Origin of the sequence: Terribacillus sp. DMT04 (assembly GCF_019056395.1) — a bacterium.
In the GTDB taxonomy this organism is placed as follows: Bacteria; Bacillota; Bacilli; order Bacillales; family Amphibacillaceae; genus Terribacillus; species Terribacillus aidingensis_A.
Map to the genome: position 1 here is coordinate 304,099 of NZ_CP077639.1, position 15,916 is coordinate 320,014.

Here is a 15,916-nt window from a genome sequence, read left to right on the forward strand (position 1 = left end):
CCGGTGTTTGCCGGCAGCCTTTGTTGCTGCTTATTATTTTACAATCATGATGGGGCATTTTGCACGTTTAGCTACACGACCGCTGACGCTGCCCATAACGATTTCCTGAAGTGGGTTCAACCCGCGGCTGCCGATGATAATAAGATCTGCACTGGTATCGCGTGCGTGCTCTAGAATCATTGGAGCGGGATCGCCGTGCTTCATGATTAGTTTGTAATGCACAGCAGCTTTTTCAAAAGCATCACGAAAACGCTGGAGCTTCTCTTCTCGCTGCATTTGCAGCTGAATCGGATCACTGCTGTGAAGCACATCTGCTTTTGTCTTCTCATATTCAAGGACAAGTATGCCTTCCACTTGTGTTGCCGGCTGCAGCTTTGCTAACTCGATCGCATGCTCTGTGGCAAGGAAGCTATGATCAGAACCATCGATTGCTACTACGATTTTCTTATACATGGGTGCACCGCCTTTTAATGGTTTGATACGTTCACATATGCTGAATCGTGCGCTGTCAATCTGTTCGCAAGGGCTTCACTGCGTTTGTTCGATCGCTCCAAAGTAATGGAAGTGCCCTTCTCTTTAAATTTTAGCATGATTTTGTTAATCATTGCCACTGCGGAGTCATCTTGATTGTGGAAGTATTGGTTGTTTTATACCTTCACCAATTCGACAAAGCGAACAATCGACATTTGTCAGAATTCAAGCTGCTCCTCAATGTAGCCAAACCGACTGATAGGCACCGCAGTAAGAAAGCACAATTAACAGCGATAACGAAACAGGCAGTAGCAAGACGATGTTGTGCCATTATCGTTAAGGTTAGATTATGTCGGAAGTTGGCTTGTAATCAAACGTTTGTTTAAACAAAAAATGAAGGAATGTATGCAGCCCTGCAGGTATTTCTTCCTGTTAGAAAAGTTTGACTTATTTGTTTATATAGGCAGGTTATGTGGAATCTGAAATGTAAGCGCATTAAATATGGAATGAAGGAGAGAAGTACCATGGCACATTTTACTGATAAAGTAGTCGTTATAACTGGAGGAGCAGGAGCTATAGGGAAAGTTACAGCTGAGGAGTTTTTAGCTAAAGGTGCGAAAGTGGTTATTGTCGATTTAGCTGCAGACCAGCTGGATGAGGTGAAAGAAGATTTACAATCCAGAGGTGAGATTCATACCATTCAAGCTGATGTTACAAATGAAACTGATGTAGAAAAATATGTCCGTGAAACAGTGGATCGTTATGGAAAAATTGATGTTTTCTTTAATAATGCAGGCATTGAGGGCAAGGTGGCGCCAATCACAGAACAAAAAGCAGAGGATTTGGACAAGGTGTTAGCGGTTAATGTACGTGGTATTTTCTTAGGGTTAAAGCATGTGCTTGCTGTTATGAAAGAACAAAAGTATGGCACGGTTATTAATACATCCTCTGTAGCAGGTCTGCATGGCAGTTCTGGTGTAACACCGTACATTGCATCCAAGCACGCTGTAGTAGGTTTGACCAAGGCAACTGCAGTTGAATTTGCACCTTATAACGTCAGGGTAAATAGTGTACATCCTTCTCCTGCGAATACAAGAATGATGCGTTCTCTAGAAGGCGGTATGGGAACAGATGAGGGCACGCTTTCTAAGACAATTCCGCTAGGCAGATACGCTGAGTCTTCAGATGTTGCCAATATGGTCTTATTCCTGGCAGATGATAAGAGTGATTTCCTCACAGGGGGACAATATCTAGTTGATGGCGGTATGGGAGCATTATAAAGAACCTAAAAAGACAGTGCACATTCCATGTGTGTACTGTCTTTTTAAGATAAAATTACATTCTTGCGGATCGAAGCCAAACGCCTAAACTTAAGAAAATAATTCCTGTCAGAAGCAGAATACCCAATATGACTGGCAGTTGAGCGGTCGAATTAAATAAGGTGATATGCACGCCGAACGTGTCTTTAAAGCTGTCTAATGCGGCAGCGGGTGCGCCGGCAAAAGTGTCTGTCATAGACGGCGTCATTAAGACATCGCGAAGTGCAGCAACGCCATATGCTGGCGGGAAGAATTTCGTAATCTCCTGGACAAAACTGGGCAGCTGTCCGATAGGGATGTAGATTCCCAGCAAAAATCCGGATAGCGTTCCAACGATGGTTCCCAAGGAAGAAAAAGACTTTCTTGATTTAATTGGTGCAAGCAGAACAAACAGAAATGCAGCGGAACTAAAGGTAATTAGCATAATCAGACCACTAGCTGTCAACAAGCCATCCCAAGCTACAGTAGGTTTATCGGTCAGCCAAAAATATCCTTGTGCCAGGAACAGGGAACTTACTGAAAAGAGTACAGCAATAAACCAAGCGGATAACAAATAGCCGACCACAAGCTGCGTTCGTGTAATAGGGGTAATAAGCAGGGCATGCAGCTGATTGCTGGCAGCGTCTTCGATCATCGTTCCTAGTACGGATAAGGTAACTGTTAGGGAAATGACGACAATGATTCCAGCCAAAAGCCAGCTTTGTATCAGAGCCTTCATACCGCTGGCACCTGTTGCTGCTTCCTGTGCCGTCTCTGTTGTCACATCCGCTAAGAACAGCAGGTAAAGCATAATGATGATGCCGATAGAAAGCAAAGACATGAAAACAGCAGTTTTGTCACGGAAAAAAAGTCGATTAGAGCGCTTTGTCAGCTGCCAGATTGTGTGCATTGTTTGGTATCCTCCTCTACTAAATGAATAAATACATCATCAAGGCTGCCTTTGATTAGTTCAAAGTCTAATACATGCTCTTCTAAGTTTTTAAGAATGCTGTACGCTTGCTTGCTGTTCGAAACGGAGATGTGGAAATAACCGTGTTTCTTGTTAAAGTTATAAGATTGCTCTGTTAAATAGGAAGCAGCGATTTCTGGCTTATCTGCGAGCAGACGCAGCATATCAGCAGTATACTGATTTTTAAGTGTGGCCGGTGTTCCTTGTGCTTTCATCCTGCCTTTATCAATAATGACAATTTGATCAGCTTGAGCTGCTTCTTCCATATAATGCGTTGTCAAGAAGACAGTCATTTGCAGTTGCTGCTGCAGCTCTGTGATTGTTTTCCAAACATCCACTCTTGTTTGAGGGTCCAGTCCAGTTGTTGGTTCATCCAGGAAAAGAACCGCTGGCCGGTGAAGAAGGGCACGAGCAATTTCGGCGCGCCGTTTTTGGCCGCCGGACAGGTGACGGAATTGCTTTTTCAAGATAGGTTCTAACTGTAAATTTTCGGTTACCCAAGTGATACTTGTTATTGTTTCCGCTTTGGATAAGGTGTAGAAACGCCCCCACATGTATAGATTTTCCTCAACCGTAAGCATTTCATCTAACACATTATCCTGAAACACCAGTCCAATCCGCCGACGTATATCGGCATCATCTTTTCCTGCTGTATAACCGTCAACGCAGATCGTGCCTGCTGTTTGCTGCAGGCGTGTAGCAATCATGTGGATAGTCGTTGACTTGCCGGCACCGTTCACACCGAGAAATGCGAAGAGGTGTCCCTTTTCCACATCAAAGGATAAATCATCAACGGCTTTTGATTTTCCGTAGGTTTTGGACAAATGTTTTATCTCAATGATTTTCATTAGGGTCACGCTTCTTCCTTTTGTAATTTTTCAGTTCTTCATTCAGATGCTTTGCTTCAAACGTATATATAAGGTGGTAGATGGACCACAGGATCATATAAATAAATGAAACAAGTGCAAACAATAACCCGAGCAGCTTCCAATTGCCAGTATCAAACCAATTAAATAAGATAGCTGCTGCAGTGAAGGCAACTAGAACAATGACAAGGAATAAGAGAGAACGAACGAAGATGCTGGATATGCGGATGCGGTTAAACATAAAGTCCATCAGCCAGGTTAGGATAAAGGTAATAAGTGCGTTTTGCGGGACAAGCGCAATATCCATTTCTGTGTTCCCGATGAAATAATAAATATATATACTAGTAGCAAAAAGAGCGAACATAAACATGATGCCCCATGCTTGGATGAAATTTACAAAGATTTTCATATCTTTAATCCTTTCTGATGCCTAGTTTCTGCTTGAGAGCAGGGACATACTGCCGCGAAATCATCACCTTTTCCGCATTGTTGAGTGTAGCAATCAACTTTCGCCCAAGAGCGGGTTTGAGTTTCTCTACTTTGGACAAGTTAACAATGACGGATTTTGATACACGGATGAAGTCAGGATTAAAATTAGCTTCTTCGATTTGATAAAGCTTGAGACTGCTGCGATAGACCGCTTTTGCGTCATAAAGGAACACAGTATTATCAACTGATTCGAAGTAATAAATATCCTCAGGATGAAGGAGATGCAGGTCGCCATTCTGCTCACCTGTTAGCCTTTCCTGATTTGCCCCGGACAAAAGCTTCACGAGCTTTACTACATCAGCATCCGCCCGACGGCAGATTATTTGAACTTCTGTTTCCTGACATTTGTCATCTTCTTGAATTGTGATTTTCATAGCTCACCTCAGTTCTCAAGTACTGCTTGTAATTTCCAGTTTAGCTTTCAGAAACAGAAAAACAAGACTAGATGCGCTATCTTGCCAACAAAGGCAGGTAAGCTGCCATCTCCACCTTATAAAACAAACGTTTGATTAAGTGAGCGTGAAGGGAAAAATACCGATAAAGGAGGAGACGGTAATGAAGATGATTACACTACCCGATGGAACAAAGTTGCCAGCAATTGGACAAGGCACTTGGTATATGGGGGATGAGGATGCCAAGCGGCATGACGAGATTCAAGCATTGCGTACTGGCATTGACCAGAACCTTCAGGTTATAGATACAGCCGAAATGTACGGAGACGGGAAATCAGAACGACTAGTGCAAGAGGCGATAGCTAACCGGAGAGAGAAGGTATTTCTCATCTCAAAAGTATTGCCAACGAATGCAAGTTTTGATGATGTATTGGCGGCTTGTGATCGTTCTTTAGATAGACTAGGTACGGACTATTTGGACTTATATTTGCTGCATTGGCGCGGCAGTATACCACTTCAAGAAACTGTTGCTGCTTTCGAAGAATTGAAGCGGCAAGGGAAGATAAAGCGGTGGGGTGTTTCAAATTTTGATACAGATGATATGAAAGAATTGTGGGAGGTAGAGAACGGGCGTAACTGTGCTGTTAATCAAGTACTCTACAACCTTACCGTGCGTGGCATTGAGTATGATTTAATGCCGTGGCTGCATGACAAAGGTGTTCCCGTTATGGCATATTGCCCATTAGCTCAAGGTGACAGGGAAGAAATTCTGCAGAACGATGTGGTTCGTGAACTAGCTGGGATGTATGATGTGTCAGTTTCTCAGATTGCACTTGCTTGGACAATTCAGTCGGGTCAAGTATTGAGCATTCCGAAAGCCGGACAGGCAGCTCATGTGATGGAAAATGCTAAAGCGGCAGATATAATCTTAACGAAGGAAGATATGCAGAAATTAAACAAGGAATTCCCGCCGCCGACGTCGAAAGTACCGTTGGAGGTAGTGTGAGTGCAGAGGCATTTCGCATGACAGCCTATTTTGAGAGCGATATACTAAAAGAAGAAAACGACTAAAGGAGTGCTTTAGATGAACCACGTAACTTTGAATAATGACTTGAAAATGCCACAGCTTGGTTTTGGAGTATGGCAAGTTGGAGATGAAGAAGCAACTGCAGCAGTAGCAAAAGCGCTTGAGGTCGGTTATACAAGTATCGATACTGCAATGATCTATAAAAATGAAGCAGGCGTCGGCAAAGCAATTAAAGAAGCAAATGTGAACAGAGAAGACCTCTTTATCACAACAAAAGTATGGAATTCCGATCAAGGGTATGACAACACGATTGCTGCTTTTGAAGCAAGCCTGGAGCGCCTTGGTTTGGATTATGTGGATCTTTATCTTATCCACTGGCCAACACCAGAATATGATGAGTATGTGGATACGTTCAAAGCGATGGAGAAGCTGTATAAAGACGGCCGCGTGAAAGCAATTGGCGTATGTAACTTCGAAATCGAGCATCTTGAACGTCTAATGAAAGAAACAGAAATCAAACCAGTGCTGAACCAAGTAGAATGCCACCCATACTTGGCACAAAACGATCTAAAAGACTTCTGTAAGAAGCATGATATCTTTGTGGAAGCTTGGAGCCCGCTTGATCAAGGCGGCGACGTACTAAAAGATGAAGTTGTAACAAACATTGCAGATAAGCTTGGCAAAACAGCTGCACAAGTTGTCTTGCGCTGGCATCTTCAGAATGACACAATTGTTATTCCAAAATCTGTTACACCATCCCGTATCAAAGAAAACTTCGAAGTATTCGACTTTGAGCTTTCTGCTGAAGATATGGATGCAATCAACAAATTGGATGCAGGACGCCGCAAGGGTCCAAATCCAAATGAAATGAATAAGCGATAAGAGACAAAAGAGTGCCGATACGGCGCTCTTTTTTGTGTTTACAGCTATATCTGAGGTGTAAAAGCAGTATGAAGTTTAAGGAAGGAAGGGTGAATGTATTAGCACATATTTTTATAATCGTGGATTGGTGTACCCGTAAAAAGTTTATTTGGCGGAAAAACTTCTTAGAAAATACCCAAGGGACCGCCTCCTTCCTTATTGACTGTTGAATCTGCTTCATCGTGATGGAAGGTAAACATACAGAAGGAGCCCGCTCTATCCGGTTTACAGATGGAGATATGTAACATTAACTATTTAATTCCAGAAATAAAAAGGATATTATTTACATAATTCGAATTTTCGTCATTACTAGTTCGAGGGAGGCTTCTATGGAGAAAAAAGGTCACGTCCTTAATTTTATTTCGATTCTCATGATGGCTATTGGGCCTCTACTCGCTAAGTTTGGTGTGCTGGAAATCAGTCCGGCTAAGGCTGCTATCATTAATGTATTGGTGATTATTGCTGCAAGTTATCTGTTTGGATTAATGCAGAGGAAAAAAGTGACGTTTTACAAAGATAAAGCGATGATCGTTTTAGGTGTGCTTAACTCACTCGGAGTCATTCTAATGTATATTAGTACCAATTTGTTATCACCGGTAGAGATTGGCTTTATTGGACGTTTTTACACGGTGTTTGCTATTCTGCTGTCTTTACTGCTTCTAAAAGAGCGGTTATCCAAGAATGAGACGATCTTTATTCTATTTGCGATGGTAGGCATTTTTCTATTTATTGATACCGGCAATGTGTATGGTGCTAGTTTAATAGGAAGCGTGTGCGCCTTGCTTCAGACATTCTGTTTTGCGCTTTCAAATGTGTTCATAAAGAGAGCGACAGCTGCAGATAAAGATTCGAATTCCATTCTTTTTACGAATAACTGCATTGCGTTGATCTTTGTTACCATTTATGCGATTAGTACAGGCCAGCTGTTCGAAGGAGGATACCCTGTCTCAGGTATTGGATTGATTGCCTTGTCGTCCTTATTGACGGGATTTGTGGGAACGCTATTTCTATATGAAGCACTAAAATATTTGCGGTTCTCGATTGCCAATACAGTTCGTGCATTCAGTCCGATTCTGCTCGCTGCTATATCTTTTCCTTTCTTTCCGGTCGAGATAACGTGGCAAAAAGTTACTGGTGCCGTTATTGTGCTGTTTTCGATCTTGCTGCTAACCAAGCGAAAGAAGCAGGGCAGTGTAAGCAGAAAGGCAGGATAGTGCAGACAGAAGATCGCAGAAGGATGTCTTTTTGGGATTGATTTTGTATTGTTTGAAGGAGTTAAAGAACAGTTCATAGAATGATTATGTGGATGTTTCTTTATAGGTAATAGGACACTTCTATGTTCATTCTGAAGCTTTTTTTACTAATTCAGTCGTACATAAGCGTATGCTATAGTGGAATAGAGGAGGGATTGAGTTGCAGACAGAACGCTTGGGAAAACAGGATTTGGAGGAAGCGGTTCAAATGTCAGAATACGCTTTTCGGTACCGAATCCCTGAGGAGAAAAGGGACGCTCGACTTGAGCAGCTGGAACAGCACCAGCAGCTTTATGGAATCAAGGAGAATGGAAAGCTCGCCGCAAAGCTGCAGCTGCTGCCGCTTGCGATTAGACTCGGTAAGCAGACAGTTCCAATGGGCGGAATTGCCGGAGTCACAACATATCCGGAATACCGTCGGAATGGGTATATCAAGCAAATACTAACGGATACACTTTACCACATTCGCGAGCAAGGTATGCCCGTTTCCATGCTGCACCCGTTCTATGTAGACTTCTATCGCCGCTTTGGATATGAAATATTCACGGATCGTACCATATATACATTGAAGAAGAAGGATCTTGTAAGGTTGGCACCAGTTGACGGAACGATCGAGCGAGTGAAAAAGGACGGGCACGGACAGGAAATGGAAGAAGTTTATGCTGCTTATGCGTCTCTTTACAGCGGAATGCTTGAACGACAGGATTACTGGTGGGCACAGCGTGTTTATCGGGAACATGATTTTATTGCACTTTACCGTGATACAAAAGGAAAAGCACAAGGGTATATCATTTACGAGATCAGCACACCGGACAAACTGGATATCTCGGAATTCGTTGCTCTGACTGCTGACGCAAGAGCAGGATTGTGGAATTTCATTGCGCAGCATGATTCTATGTTTGAGGAAGTAAAACTGGATCTTTCACCGCATGATCCGCTCATTTTTATGCTGCCCGACCCGCAGATTGAGGTAAAGCATTATCCATACTTTATGGCCCGAATTGTAGACATACCAGCTTTCTTTGAGAAAATGGAGTGGTTAAAGGATCCTCAAAATATTACGTTGCACGTGAAAGATCCCGTTATCCGCGAGAATAACGAAACGTATACGTTCCAGGACGGCAAAGCTACTGTTTCAGCTGCTGATAATGGAATTGAGCTATCTATTAATTTGCTATCTACCATTATGTTCGGATATAAACGTCCGCTTGTACTTTGGCAGGCAGGCTTACTGAAGGGCCCTGAAGAGATGGTCCAAAACTTGGAGGACAGCATCCCGAAACGTGTTCCTTACATCTACGATTTCTTCTAAGGAGACAAACAGTTTATGAAAAAGAGAGAATTCCATCGCCTTTCTCGGGCAGTCATTCGTCAAGGAGACAGCATCTTACTTGCCAAGGCAGAAGGCTGGCATAACAGCTTTTTACCAGGCGGCCATGTGGAAATAGGTGAGGGAGCAGAGGCGGCTTTGCTGCGAGAATTACAGGAAGAGCTTGGTGTGAAGGGAAATATCACAGGCTTTATCGGTGATTTTGAGCATAGCTGGCAGCACGCAGACACCGATCATTTTGAATTGACGCATGTGTTTGAAGTTGTACTTGAAGACAAGGAAATTAAGAGCCAAGAGCCGCATTTACAATTCTTTTGGGCAAAACCAGAGGAATTTAAACAACTCGATTTGCAGCCTTATCCTTTAATAGAAGTGTTGCGTCACATACAGCCACCTGTATCGGTGTGGCAGAGTACATTGAAGACAAACTGATGGTTATCGGTTTGTCTTTTTCTTTGAGAAAAGTCTTGCAGCTGACGTTGCGTCAACGTTTAGCGTAGAAACAGAAGGGAGGAAACAGGATGACATACACCGTTCAAAAGCTGGCTGCGCTTGCTGGTGTAAGTAAGCGTACACTCCGTTATTATGATCAAATTGGCTTGCTCAAACCAGCAGAACTTAATGCGAGCGGGTATCGCATTTATACGGAGAAAGAGGTGGATCTGCTGCAGCAAATTCTCTTTTATAGCGCATTGGGAGTGGATCTTCATACAATAAGGTCGATTATCTATTCTCCGGAGTTCGACAGGAAGCAAGCTTTGGAAGAACATCGAAAACAGTTGGTAGCAAAACAGCAGCAGATCGATTTACTCCTCGGTAACGTAGAGAAAAGTATTCAAATGATAGAAAGGAAGGAACATATGTCAGATCAAGAGAAATTCGCAGGCTTTAAGGAAGAAAAGCTTGCGGAAAATGAAGTGATGTATGGGGAGGAAGTTAGAGAAACACATGGGGAAGAAGCTGCATACGCAGCTAACCAAAAATTCCGCGATATAACGGCAGAGCAGTATAAAGATATGCAGAAAACCGAACAGCAGTTATTTCTCAAGATAAAAGAAGCAATGCAGACGGGAAATCCGGCCGGAACGGAAGCGCTGCAAGCAGCAGAGCTGCATCATAAATGGCTTGCCTTTACTTGGCCTTCTTACTCAAAAGAAGCACATGCCGGATTAGCTGAGATGTATGTCCAGGATGAGCGGTTCACTGCTTACTATGAGAACCATATTCAAAAAGGTGCTGCCCAATTCTTGCGAGACAGCATTCAACACTACACAAGAGGCTGAGCGATATGCTCAGCTTTTTGTATTCGGACATAAAGTGGTGCTACACTTAATGAAAAAGGAGAGATCTTATGAACCGAAAAGTAATTGTAAACGGCATGGAGCTGGATACGTTTGATTATACGCGTGAAGTGGCTTCGAAGGATGGGAACGTCCAGCAGGAGATTCGTTTTAAGTTTCACGTGACAAGTGAAGCGTATCATGACGTTGCTGTGCTTTTGTACAAAAATGATTTTCACGTGGAAATACCAGAAGATGGGATTGAATTTGAAGCAATAATTAAGCAGTACAGTACTAGCATTACGAATTTATATGAAGCGGACCAAGTTGGTGAATATGTGTTAGTGCTGCAAGAGAAAGCAATAGCTGGGCGATGAATATCGTTTAGCTATTGCTTTGCCCGGACAGTAGTCAGGCCGACATAAACCCCTATTGCTGATAGGCTTAAAAAAGGAAGAACAGAACGCACTAACAGCGCTGATTTAAAAGATTTCTTACCTGCAAAGCTTCTGTATGAAAGATACATTTCCTTTTGTATAAAACTTCACAAATTGGTCACACTGTCTAGTGTAAGCGGTTACTTTATGTTGTATACTAACAGTAGCAAGTGTGAGGTATACAGAAAGGAGATGAGCTGATTGATCTTAAAAGCGTTAAAAGAAAATGGAGATATGACGATCTCCTACTATGAGAACGGCATGCTCCAAACGTTTACTGGAAGATATCATGATCTGAATCTCTTTGACCAAACGCTTTGTCTGGTAAATAAGGAGAAGAAACAAATGACAATTCATATCGCAGGTATCCAGCAAATACATTAATAGAAGCTGCCGAAAGCATCTTACGGTGTTTTTCGGCAATTTTTTATGTTTTTTTTAACTTTTGCGGTACAATAGATGGAACGAATAAGCTATCTGTTCTTTGGAAACGGATGCAGGAATACAGCTGTCAAAAGCACGGGCTGATTAGTGGAGGTTTCAAGCATGAGTTCGCAATATCCAGATGATGGACTGAGTTTACATACAGATCTGTATCAAATTAATATGGCGGAGACTTATTGGAATGATGGGATACACGAAAAAAAGGCGGTTTTCGAGGTCTCGTTCCGGAAACTGCCATTTGGCAATGGCTTTGCAGTATTTGCAGGGCTGGAGCGTGTGATAGAGTACTTGCAGCAGTTCCGGTTTACGGAAAGTGATTTACTTTATCTAAAGGAAGAGCTGGGATACGGGGGCGATTTCCTAGCTTATCTGAAAGATTTACGCTTTACTGGAACAGTATATTCTGTTGTAGAAGGTGAGCTTGTGTTCAGCAATGAACCGCTTATGCGCATTGAAGCACCATTAGCAGAAGCGCAGCTTGTTGAAACGGCAATTTTGAATATCGTTAATTACCAGACGCTAATTGCAACGAAGGCATCTCGAATCAAGCAGCTGCTCGGAGAAGAGATCGCGCTTGAAATGGGAAGCCGCCGGGCGCATGAACTGGATGCAGCAGTATGGGGAACAAGAGCTGCCTACATTGGCGGATTTGAGGCAACCTCGAATGTGCGTGCTGGCAAGAAATTTGGTATACCGGTAGCCGGCACACTCGCACATTCTTTAATACAAGCATATCGCGATGAGTATATAGCTTTTACAAAGTATGCGGAGCGGCATAAGAATTGTACATTCCTTGTCGACACATACGATACACTTCGCTCTGGAATTCCGAATGCAATCCGCGTTGCAAAGGAACAGGGGGACAAAATTAACTTTACTGCCATCAGACTTGATAGCGGCGACCTTGCTTATTTGTCCAAGAAAGCAAGACAAGCGTTGGATGAGGCTGGATTTACCGATACAAAGATTTCTGCATCCAATGACTTAGATGAGGAAACAATTCTAAGCCTGAAAGCGCAAGGTGCAAAAATAGATATTTGGGGCATTGGCACAAAGCTGATTACAGCGTACGATCAGCCAGCACTAGGCGCGGTGTACAAGATGGTGAGCATTGAGGATAACGGTGTCATGCAGGATACAATCAAAATCAGCGGCAATCCGGAGAAAGTATCTACTCCCGGCTTGAAAAAGGTCTACCGAATTATCAATCGGATCAATAAGAAATCCGAGGGCGATTATATTGCCATGGAGGATGAGAATCCGCAGGAGGAAGATCATCTTAAGATGTTCCATCCTGTTCATACGTACGTGAGCAAGTTTGTAACAGATTATGATGCAGTGAACTTGCAGCAAACGATTTTCCGGGATGGCCAGCTTGTGTATGAGCTGCCGAAGATTGAAGATATCCAGACATATGCGAAAGCTAATTTGTCGCTTTTGTGGGATGAATACAAGCGTCCAAAATCGCCAGAGGAATATCCAGTAGACCTCAGCCAGAAATGCTGGGACAACAAGATGGAGAATATCCAAAAAGTAAAAGAGCATGTGAAATCGTTAAATCAAACGATTTGATATGGTTATAAATCAAGTTAATGGGAATAACTGTATCATCGGTTACTTGTCTTTTGCATGGAAAATCTGTTAAAATGCTGTTGCAGCAATGTTAAGAATGTAGTTTAATAGTTCCTCTGACAAGTAGACATGCTATAATAAGGAAATACGGGAACTGTTCGCTTCCCCATATAAACAAACGAACATACAGCTTTTACATCATCGTGAAGGTTTTGTATAAATTAATAAGATGAGGTGTTTTTCATGAACAAAGCAGAATTAGTAGAAGCAGTAGCACAACAAGCAGAATTATCTAAAAAAGAAGCAAGCAAAGCAGTAGACGCACTACTGGAAACAATCTCTGAAACACTTGCTAACGATGAGAAAGTACAGCTAGTCGGCTTCGGAACTTTCGAAGTGAGAGAGCGTGCTGCACGTACTGGCCGTAACCCGCAGACTGGTGAAGAAATCACAATCCCTGCATCTAAAGCGCCAGCTTTCAAAGCAGGTAAAGACTTCAAAGAAGCTGTAAAATAAGCATAAGGTATAAAAAACTTCCGACGCAACGCTGCGTCGGAAGTTTTTTTATAATTTACTAATATGTGTAATAGTTAGCTGACCGAGAACTGACTCTACTTTCCATAATGGCTCAAACATGGTGCGTAAAATAGCTGCTGTTGCCTCGTCTGTTTCCAGCCCCTGAACGGTCTTATTATCTGTAACATAATCCTTCCCTTCTTCCTTGCCGAAACGCAGCTGAAGCAGGTTGCGGACGCCGTTAAAAGTAGGAAACGAAATGCTGTAGCCTTCTGTGAGCGCAGCTGCTAATTTATCCTTTTTTGTCTCTAGTATTTCAGGGTTGGCATCTGGATAGCTCGTTTTAATTGCAGTAATATCGCCGGCTTCAATTAGTGCGGCTGTTCGCCCGCGTTCTAATCCGCTGTGGATAATGCGTTCAATTTGATATGCTTCTGCTTGTGAGATAGTAATGGTCATCGTCAGTCTCCTTTATCGAATGGCTTTATTAGGCGGTGCTTGAAATGTGAAGGATTTTTGTTTCTTGTACAAATAGGCTATCAGTTCTAAGACAAAGCTAGGTATCTTCTTTGGGAACATCTTTTTCTTGTATAGTTTTTCATACGCAATGTGCAAGTCTTTCCACTGTGTACATTGTTTCTGCTGCCGGAATCGAGCTGGATCAATCAGTCGGACGTCTCCCGTTGGTGTGATTATAATATTGCGCAGATGTATGTCTGAAGGATTCAATCCTTGTGCAGCAGCAAAGCGCAAGGCATGCTCAATTGCCACAATATGGTTATCTTTGATTGATATACCTTTACGCAGGCAATCATACAATGTGTGACCGGGAATATAGTCCATGACTAAATAGTTTTGACCAGCGTCGTGCAGATCAGGGAAGTAGTAACTTGCGGCTAACGTTTGGTAGATTGCTGCTTCCTCGTCTGCAATATGCTGGAAGGCTGGAAAGAATACCTTAATTACAAGTGATGATTCCAAGATTCGAAATGCAAATGCGCTCCGTCCGGTCCCGATTAATTCAAGGACAGGTGGATATGCTTTCAGGTTTGGCATGAAATCAGGCCCTGTCATTTGAATCTGTTCTGCAATCTGTTTGAAATCAATCATTTTCAGCGCTCCTTTACTAGGCAACAAAGGCTTGTACGGAGGAAGTGTATTTATTTATACGCACAAACCAAGAAATCGGTGCATAAAAATATGAGAAAGCTAGTCCGCTATCTAGCTATTTTCGCAGAAATCAGGCATGAATTCCTTACCTTCAGGGAAAATAGCTTTATTGTCATTTATAAAGCATTAGCAGAAACTATATGAAGAAAAAGGTGATGTTATGCAAGAAAAACCTAGTAAAACGGAATACCCTGCTTATTATCAAGATTACATGAAACTAGTGCCAGAGGGAAATATTGTTGCTTTATTTAAGGAGCAAGAACGCATGACAACAAATTTGCTGCAAGGCTTAACGGATCAGCAAGCATCTTTTGCATATGAAAAAGATAAATGGACGATTAAGGAAGTTGCTGGACATCTGACCGATACAGAGCGCATCCTTGCTTATCGGCTGCTGACAATTGCCCGTGGAGATGTAACGCCGCTGCCAGGTTTTCAAGAAGATGCTTACGTGCAGCAGGCAGATTTTACAGGTATGACCGTTGCTAGCCTGCTGGCACAGTATAAGGCTGTACGTGCTTCCACTATTGCGTTACTAGAATCGTTGAATGACCAAGATTGGACGAGACAAGGCATGGCCAATAATTACATCACTTCTGTTCGAGCGCTTGCTTATATCCTGCTTGGGCATGAGCGCCATCACCATAATGTTCTGCATGAACGGTACTTCGCTTCCGCAACCTACCCCGTAAATCGCATGTAATCTGGTGTATATTGACAGAGATACAGAACTGGTGTAGACTTTATCTCAGATTAGTAGAATACGATTGTGATTGCTCCAAAGGGGAGTAGCTTCCAGTTAAGTCGACAATACGTGATAGCTTGCTGTCGCCGGTTTAACTGACAACGTTAAGTTGTTTGCCAGACCTTTGCCAATTTGGTGAAGGCTGATTACGGACTGGACCTTCATGATGTGGAGGTCCTTTTCATTTAGTACAGATAAATGGAGGAACAAAGCCGTGTTGAAGAAGTGTTTAGAGATGATGCAGATGCGGGCGCCATCCATTACGCTCGTATTGGACCAGGCAAGCTATCAAGCAGGCGAAAAAATTGAAGGGCATTTTCAGCTCCATGGCGGCTGGAAAGACCAAAGTTTAAACAGATTAGATTGCGATTTGGTTATAAAAAACAGCGCAAACGATAAAATAGTGAATATAAAGAATGTACTTAGCATCTTTATGTCAAAGCAGCTGAAATCCAATGAACAGCTGAATAAGCCGTTCACCTTCCGTTTGCCGGAAGAATTGGAACCAAGCTCGACAACCACTAGATATGAACTGAAGACCAAGCTTGTTTTTGCAAATGAAAAATGCGCAACCGATGATAGGCAAGTTCGGATTTTAGCGTAGACACATGATGAAAGGGGAGATTGCATTGGGAAGGCTTTGCTGAAGGTAACCTCATTACAGAATAAAAGTTTTACTGGAGCTGCTCCTCTTCTAGGTGCTGCAGCTGTTTTACTAATCTGCTTGTAAACTAT

At 42.6% G+C, this 15,916-nt stretch carries 20 protein-coding genes; 13 read left to right on the top strand and 7 right to left on the bottom strand.

All coding sequences use genetic code 11. The features are described from left to right. Positions 1–33: 33 nt before the first annotated feature. Entirely contained in the window at positions 34–453 is a 420-nt protein-coding gene (locus tag KS242_RS01690) for a universal stress protein (protein ID WP_217322729.1), read from the bottom strand. Between the two features lie 542 nt (positions 454–995). Between KS242_RS01690 and KS242_RS01695 the strand changes: the two genes are divergently transcribed. Continuing rightward, the gene (locus tag KS242_RS01695; RefSeq protein ID WP_217322730.1) at positions 996–1,751 is read left to right on the top strand and encodes an SDR family NAD(P)-dependent oxidoreductase; all 756 of its coding nucleotides are present in this window, start codon (positions 996–998) and stop codon (positions 1,749–1,751) included. A 55-nt stretch (positions 1,752–1,806) separates the two neighbouring features. Here the strand turns inward: KS242_RS01695 and KS242_RS01700 are convergent, their stop codons facing one another. The 4 genes from KS242_RS01700 to KS242_RS01715 are packed head-to-tail and all read right to left on the bottom strand — an operon-like array spanning position 1,807 to position 4,468. After that, the gene (locus KS242_RS01700) at positions 1,807–2,679 is read right to left on the bottom strand and encodes an ABC transporter permease (RefSeq protein WP_217322731.1); all 873 of its coding nucleotides are present in this window, start codon (positions 2,677–2,679) and stop codon (positions 1,807–1,809) included. Continuing rightward, positions 2,658–3,587 carry an ABC transporter ATP-binding protein gene (locus tag KS242_RS01705; RefSeq protein ID WP_217322732.1) on the bottom strand — a complete coding sequence of 310 codons (930 nt, stop codon included), beginning with the start codon at positions 3,585–3,587 and terminating at the stop codon, positions 2,658–2,660. The genes KS242_RS01700 and KS242_RS01705 overlap by 22 nt, the downstream gene beginning before the upstream one ends. After that, on the bottom strand, positions 3,574–4,014 hold the full coding sequence (locus KS242_RS01710; RefSeq protein WP_217322733.1) for a DUF3021 family protein: 441 nt from the start codon (positions 4,012–4,014) through the stop codon (positions 3,574–3,576). Before KS242_RS01710 ends, KS242_RS01705 begins: the two co-directional genes overlap by 14 nt. A 4-nt stretch (positions 4,015–4,018) precedes the next feature. Continuing rightward, positions 4,019–4,468 (bottom strand): LytTR family DNA-binding domain-containing protein, encoded by a 450-nt coding sequence (locus KS242_RS01715; RefSeq protein WP_217322734.1) that lies wholly within the window; start codon positions 4,466–4,468, stop codon positions 4,019–4,021. A 181-nt stretch (positions 4,469–4,649) separates the two neighbouring features. On the opposite strand from KS242_RS01715, the gene KS242_RS01720 reads away from it, so the two are divergent. The 10 genes from KS242_RS01720 to KS242_RS01765 all read left to right on the top strand — a co-directional run bounded on the left by KS242_RS01720 (position 4,650) and on the right by KS242_RS01765 (position 13,266). Further along, positions 4,650–5,492, top strand: coding sequence for an aldo/keto reductase (locus KS242_RS01720; RefSeq protein ID WP_217322735.1), 843 nt, complete (start codon positions 4,650–4,652; stop codon positions 5,490–5,492). Between the two features lie 78 nt (positions 5,493–5,570). Further along, on the top strand, positions 5,571–6,395 hold the full coding sequence (locus tag KS242_RS01725) for an aldo/keto reductase (protein ID WP_217322736.1): 825 nt from the start codon (positions 5,571–5,573) through the stop codon (positions 6,393–6,395). A 368-nt stretch (positions 6,396–6,763) separates the two neighbouring features. Next, the gene (locus KS242_RS01730; protein WP_217322737.1) at positions 6,764–7,648 is read left to right on the top strand and encodes a DMT family transporter; all 885 of its coding nucleotides are present in this window, start codon (positions 6,764–6,766) and stop codon (positions 7,646–7,648) included. A 199-nt stretch (positions 7,649–7,847) separates the two neighbouring features. Continuing rightward, the gene (gene eis / locus KS242_RS01735) at positions 7,848–8,999 is read left to right on the top strand and encodes a GNAT family N-acetyltransferase (protein WP_217322738.1); all 1,152 of its coding nucleotides are present in this window, start codon (positions 7,848–7,850) and stop codon (positions 8,997–8,999) included. A gap of 15 nt (positions 9,000–9,014) precedes the next feature. Then, the gene (locus tag KS242_RS01740; RefSeq protein WP_217322739.1) at positions 9,015–9,449 is read left to right on the top strand and encodes an NUDIX domain-containing protein; all 435 of its coding nucleotides are present in this window, start codon (positions 9,015–9,017) and stop codon (positions 9,447–9,449) included. An 89-nt stretch (positions 9,450–9,538) separates the two neighbouring features. Then, entirely contained in the window at positions 9,539–10,300 is a 762-nt protein-coding gene (locus KS242_RS01745) for a MerR family transcriptional regulator (protein WP_217322740.1), read from the top strand. A 68-nt stretch (positions 10,301–10,368) separates the two neighbouring features. After that, entirely contained in the window at positions 10,369–10,674 is a 306-nt protein-coding gene (locus tag KS242_RS01750; protein WP_254391773.1) for a DUF3219 family protein, read from the top strand. 261 nt (positions 10,675–10,935) lie between these two features. Continuing rightward, positions 10,936–11,118 carry a YolD-like family protein gene (locus KS242_RS01755; RefSeq protein ID WP_217322741.1) on the top strand — a complete coding sequence of 61 codons (183 nt, stop codon included), beginning with the start codon at positions 10,936–10,938 and terminating at the stop codon, positions 11,116–11,118. A 162-nt stretch (positions 11,119–11,280) separates the two neighbouring features. Then, positions 11,281–12,750, top strand: a complete 1,470-nt coding sequence (locus KS242_RS01760; RefSeq protein WP_217322742.1) for a nicotinate phosphoribosyltransferase — start codon at positions 11,281–11,283, stop codon at positions 12,748–12,750. Between the two features lie 243 nt (positions 12,751–12,993). Further along, positions 12,994–13,266 carry an HU family DNA-binding protein gene (locus tag KS242_RS01765; protein ID WP_077305575.1) on the top strand — a complete coding sequence of 91 codons (273 nt, stop codon included), beginning with the start codon at positions 12,994–12,996 and terminating at the stop codon, positions 13,264–13,266. A 48-nt stretch (positions 13,267–13,314) separates the two neighbouring features. On the opposite strand, the gene KS242_RS01770 is transcribed toward KS242_RS01765, so the two are convergent. Further along, on the bottom strand, positions 13,315–13,725 hold the full coding sequence (locus KS242_RS01770) for a hypothetical protein (protein WP_217322743.1): 411 nt from the start codon (positions 13,723–13,725) through the stop codon (positions 13,315–13,317). 12 nt (positions 13,726–13,737) lie between these two features. Next, positions 13,738–14,376 (bottom strand): protein kinase family protein, encoded by a 639-nt coding sequence (locus KS242_RS01775; RefSeq protein ID WP_217322744.1) that lies wholly within the window; start codon positions 14,374–14,376, stop codon positions 13,738–13,740. Positions 14,377–14,596: 220 nt separating this feature from the next. Here KS242_RS01775 and KS242_RS01780 point away from each other — a divergent pair, with 220 nt between their 5' ends. Together KS242_RS01780 and KS242_RS01785 are read left to right on the top strand one after the other, a co-directional pair. Then, positions 14,597–15,139 carry a DinB family protein gene (locus tag KS242_RS01780; protein WP_217322745.1) on the top strand — a complete coding sequence of 181 codons (543 nt, stop codon included), beginning with the start codon at positions 14,597–14,599 and terminating at the stop codon, positions 15,137–15,139. Between the two features lie 256 nt (positions 15,140–15,395). After that, the gene (locus KS242_RS01785; protein ID WP_179637139.1) at positions 15,396–15,785 is read left to right on the top strand and encodes a sporulation protein; all 390 of its coding nucleotides are present in this window, start codon (positions 15,396–15,398) and stop codon (positions 15,783–15,785) included. The last annotated feature ends 131 nt before the right edge of the window (positions 15,786–15,916 follow it).

Coding starts and splice junctions, on each gene's coding strand:
- KS242_RS01770 (WP_217322743.1), bottom strand. CDS start 13,725: ATGACCATTACTATCTCACAAGCAGAAGCATATCAAATTGAACGCATT.
- KS242_RS01730 (WP_217322737.1), top strand. CDS start 6,764: ATGGAGAAAAAAGGTCACGTCCTTAATTTTATTTCGATTCTCATGATG.
- KS242_RS01760 (WP_217322742.1), top strand. CDS start 11,281: ATGAGTTCGCAATATCCAGATGATGGACTGAGTTTACATACAGATCTG.
- KS242_RS01725 (WP_217322736.1), top strand. CDS start 5,571: ATGAACCACGTAACTTTGAATAATGACTTGAAAATGCCACAGCTTGGT.
- KS242_RS01745 (WP_217322740.1), top strand. CDS start 9,539: ATGACATACACCGTTCAAAAGCTGGCTGCGCTTGCTGGTGTAAGTAAG.
- KS242_RS01690 (WP_217322729.1), bottom strand. CDS start 453: ATGTATAAGAAAATCGTAGTAGCAATCGATGGTTCTGATCATAGCTTC.
- KS242_RS01695 (WP_217322730.1), top strand. CDS start 996: ATGGCACATTTTACTGATAAAGTAGTCGTTATAACTGGAGGAGCAGGA.
- KS242_RS01715 (WP_217322734.1), bottom strand. CDS start 4,468: ATGAAAATCACAATTCAAGAAGATGACAAATGTCAGGAAACAGAAGTT.
- KS242_RS01710 (WP_217322733.1), bottom strand. CDS start 4,014: ATGAAAATCTTTGTAAATTTCATCCAAGCATGGGGCATCATGTTTATG.
- KS242_RS01700 (WP_217322731.1), bottom strand. CDS start 2,679: ATGCACACAATCTGGCAGCTGACAAAGCGCTCTAATCGACTTTTTTTC.
- KS242_RS01750 (WP_254391773.1), top strand. CDS start 10,369: ATGAACCGAAAAGTAATTGTAAACGGCATGGAGCTGGATACGTTTGAT.
- KS242_RS01780 (WP_217322745.1), top strand. CDS start 14,597: ATGCAAGAAAAACCTAGTAAAACGGAATACCCTGCTTATTATCAAGAT.
- KS242_RS01765 (WP_077305575.1), top strand. CDS start 12,994: ATGAACAAAGCAGAATTAGTAGAAGCAGTAGCACAACAAGCAGAATTA.
- KS242_RS01705 (WP_217322732.1), bottom strand. CDS start 3,587: ATGAAAATCATTGAGATAAAACATTTGTCCAAAACCTACGGAAAATCA.
- KS242_RS01740 (WP_217322739.1), top strand. CDS start 9,015: ATGAAAAAGAGAGAATTCCATCGCCTTTCTCGGGCAGTCATTCGTCAA.
- KS242_RS01775 (WP_217322744.1), bottom strand. CDS start 14,376: ATGATTGATTTCAAACAGATTGCAGAACAGATTCAAATGACAGGGCCT.
- KS242_RS01720 (WP_217322735.1), top strand. CDS start 4,650: ATGAAGATGATTACACTACCCGATGGAACAAAGTTGCCAGCAATTGGA.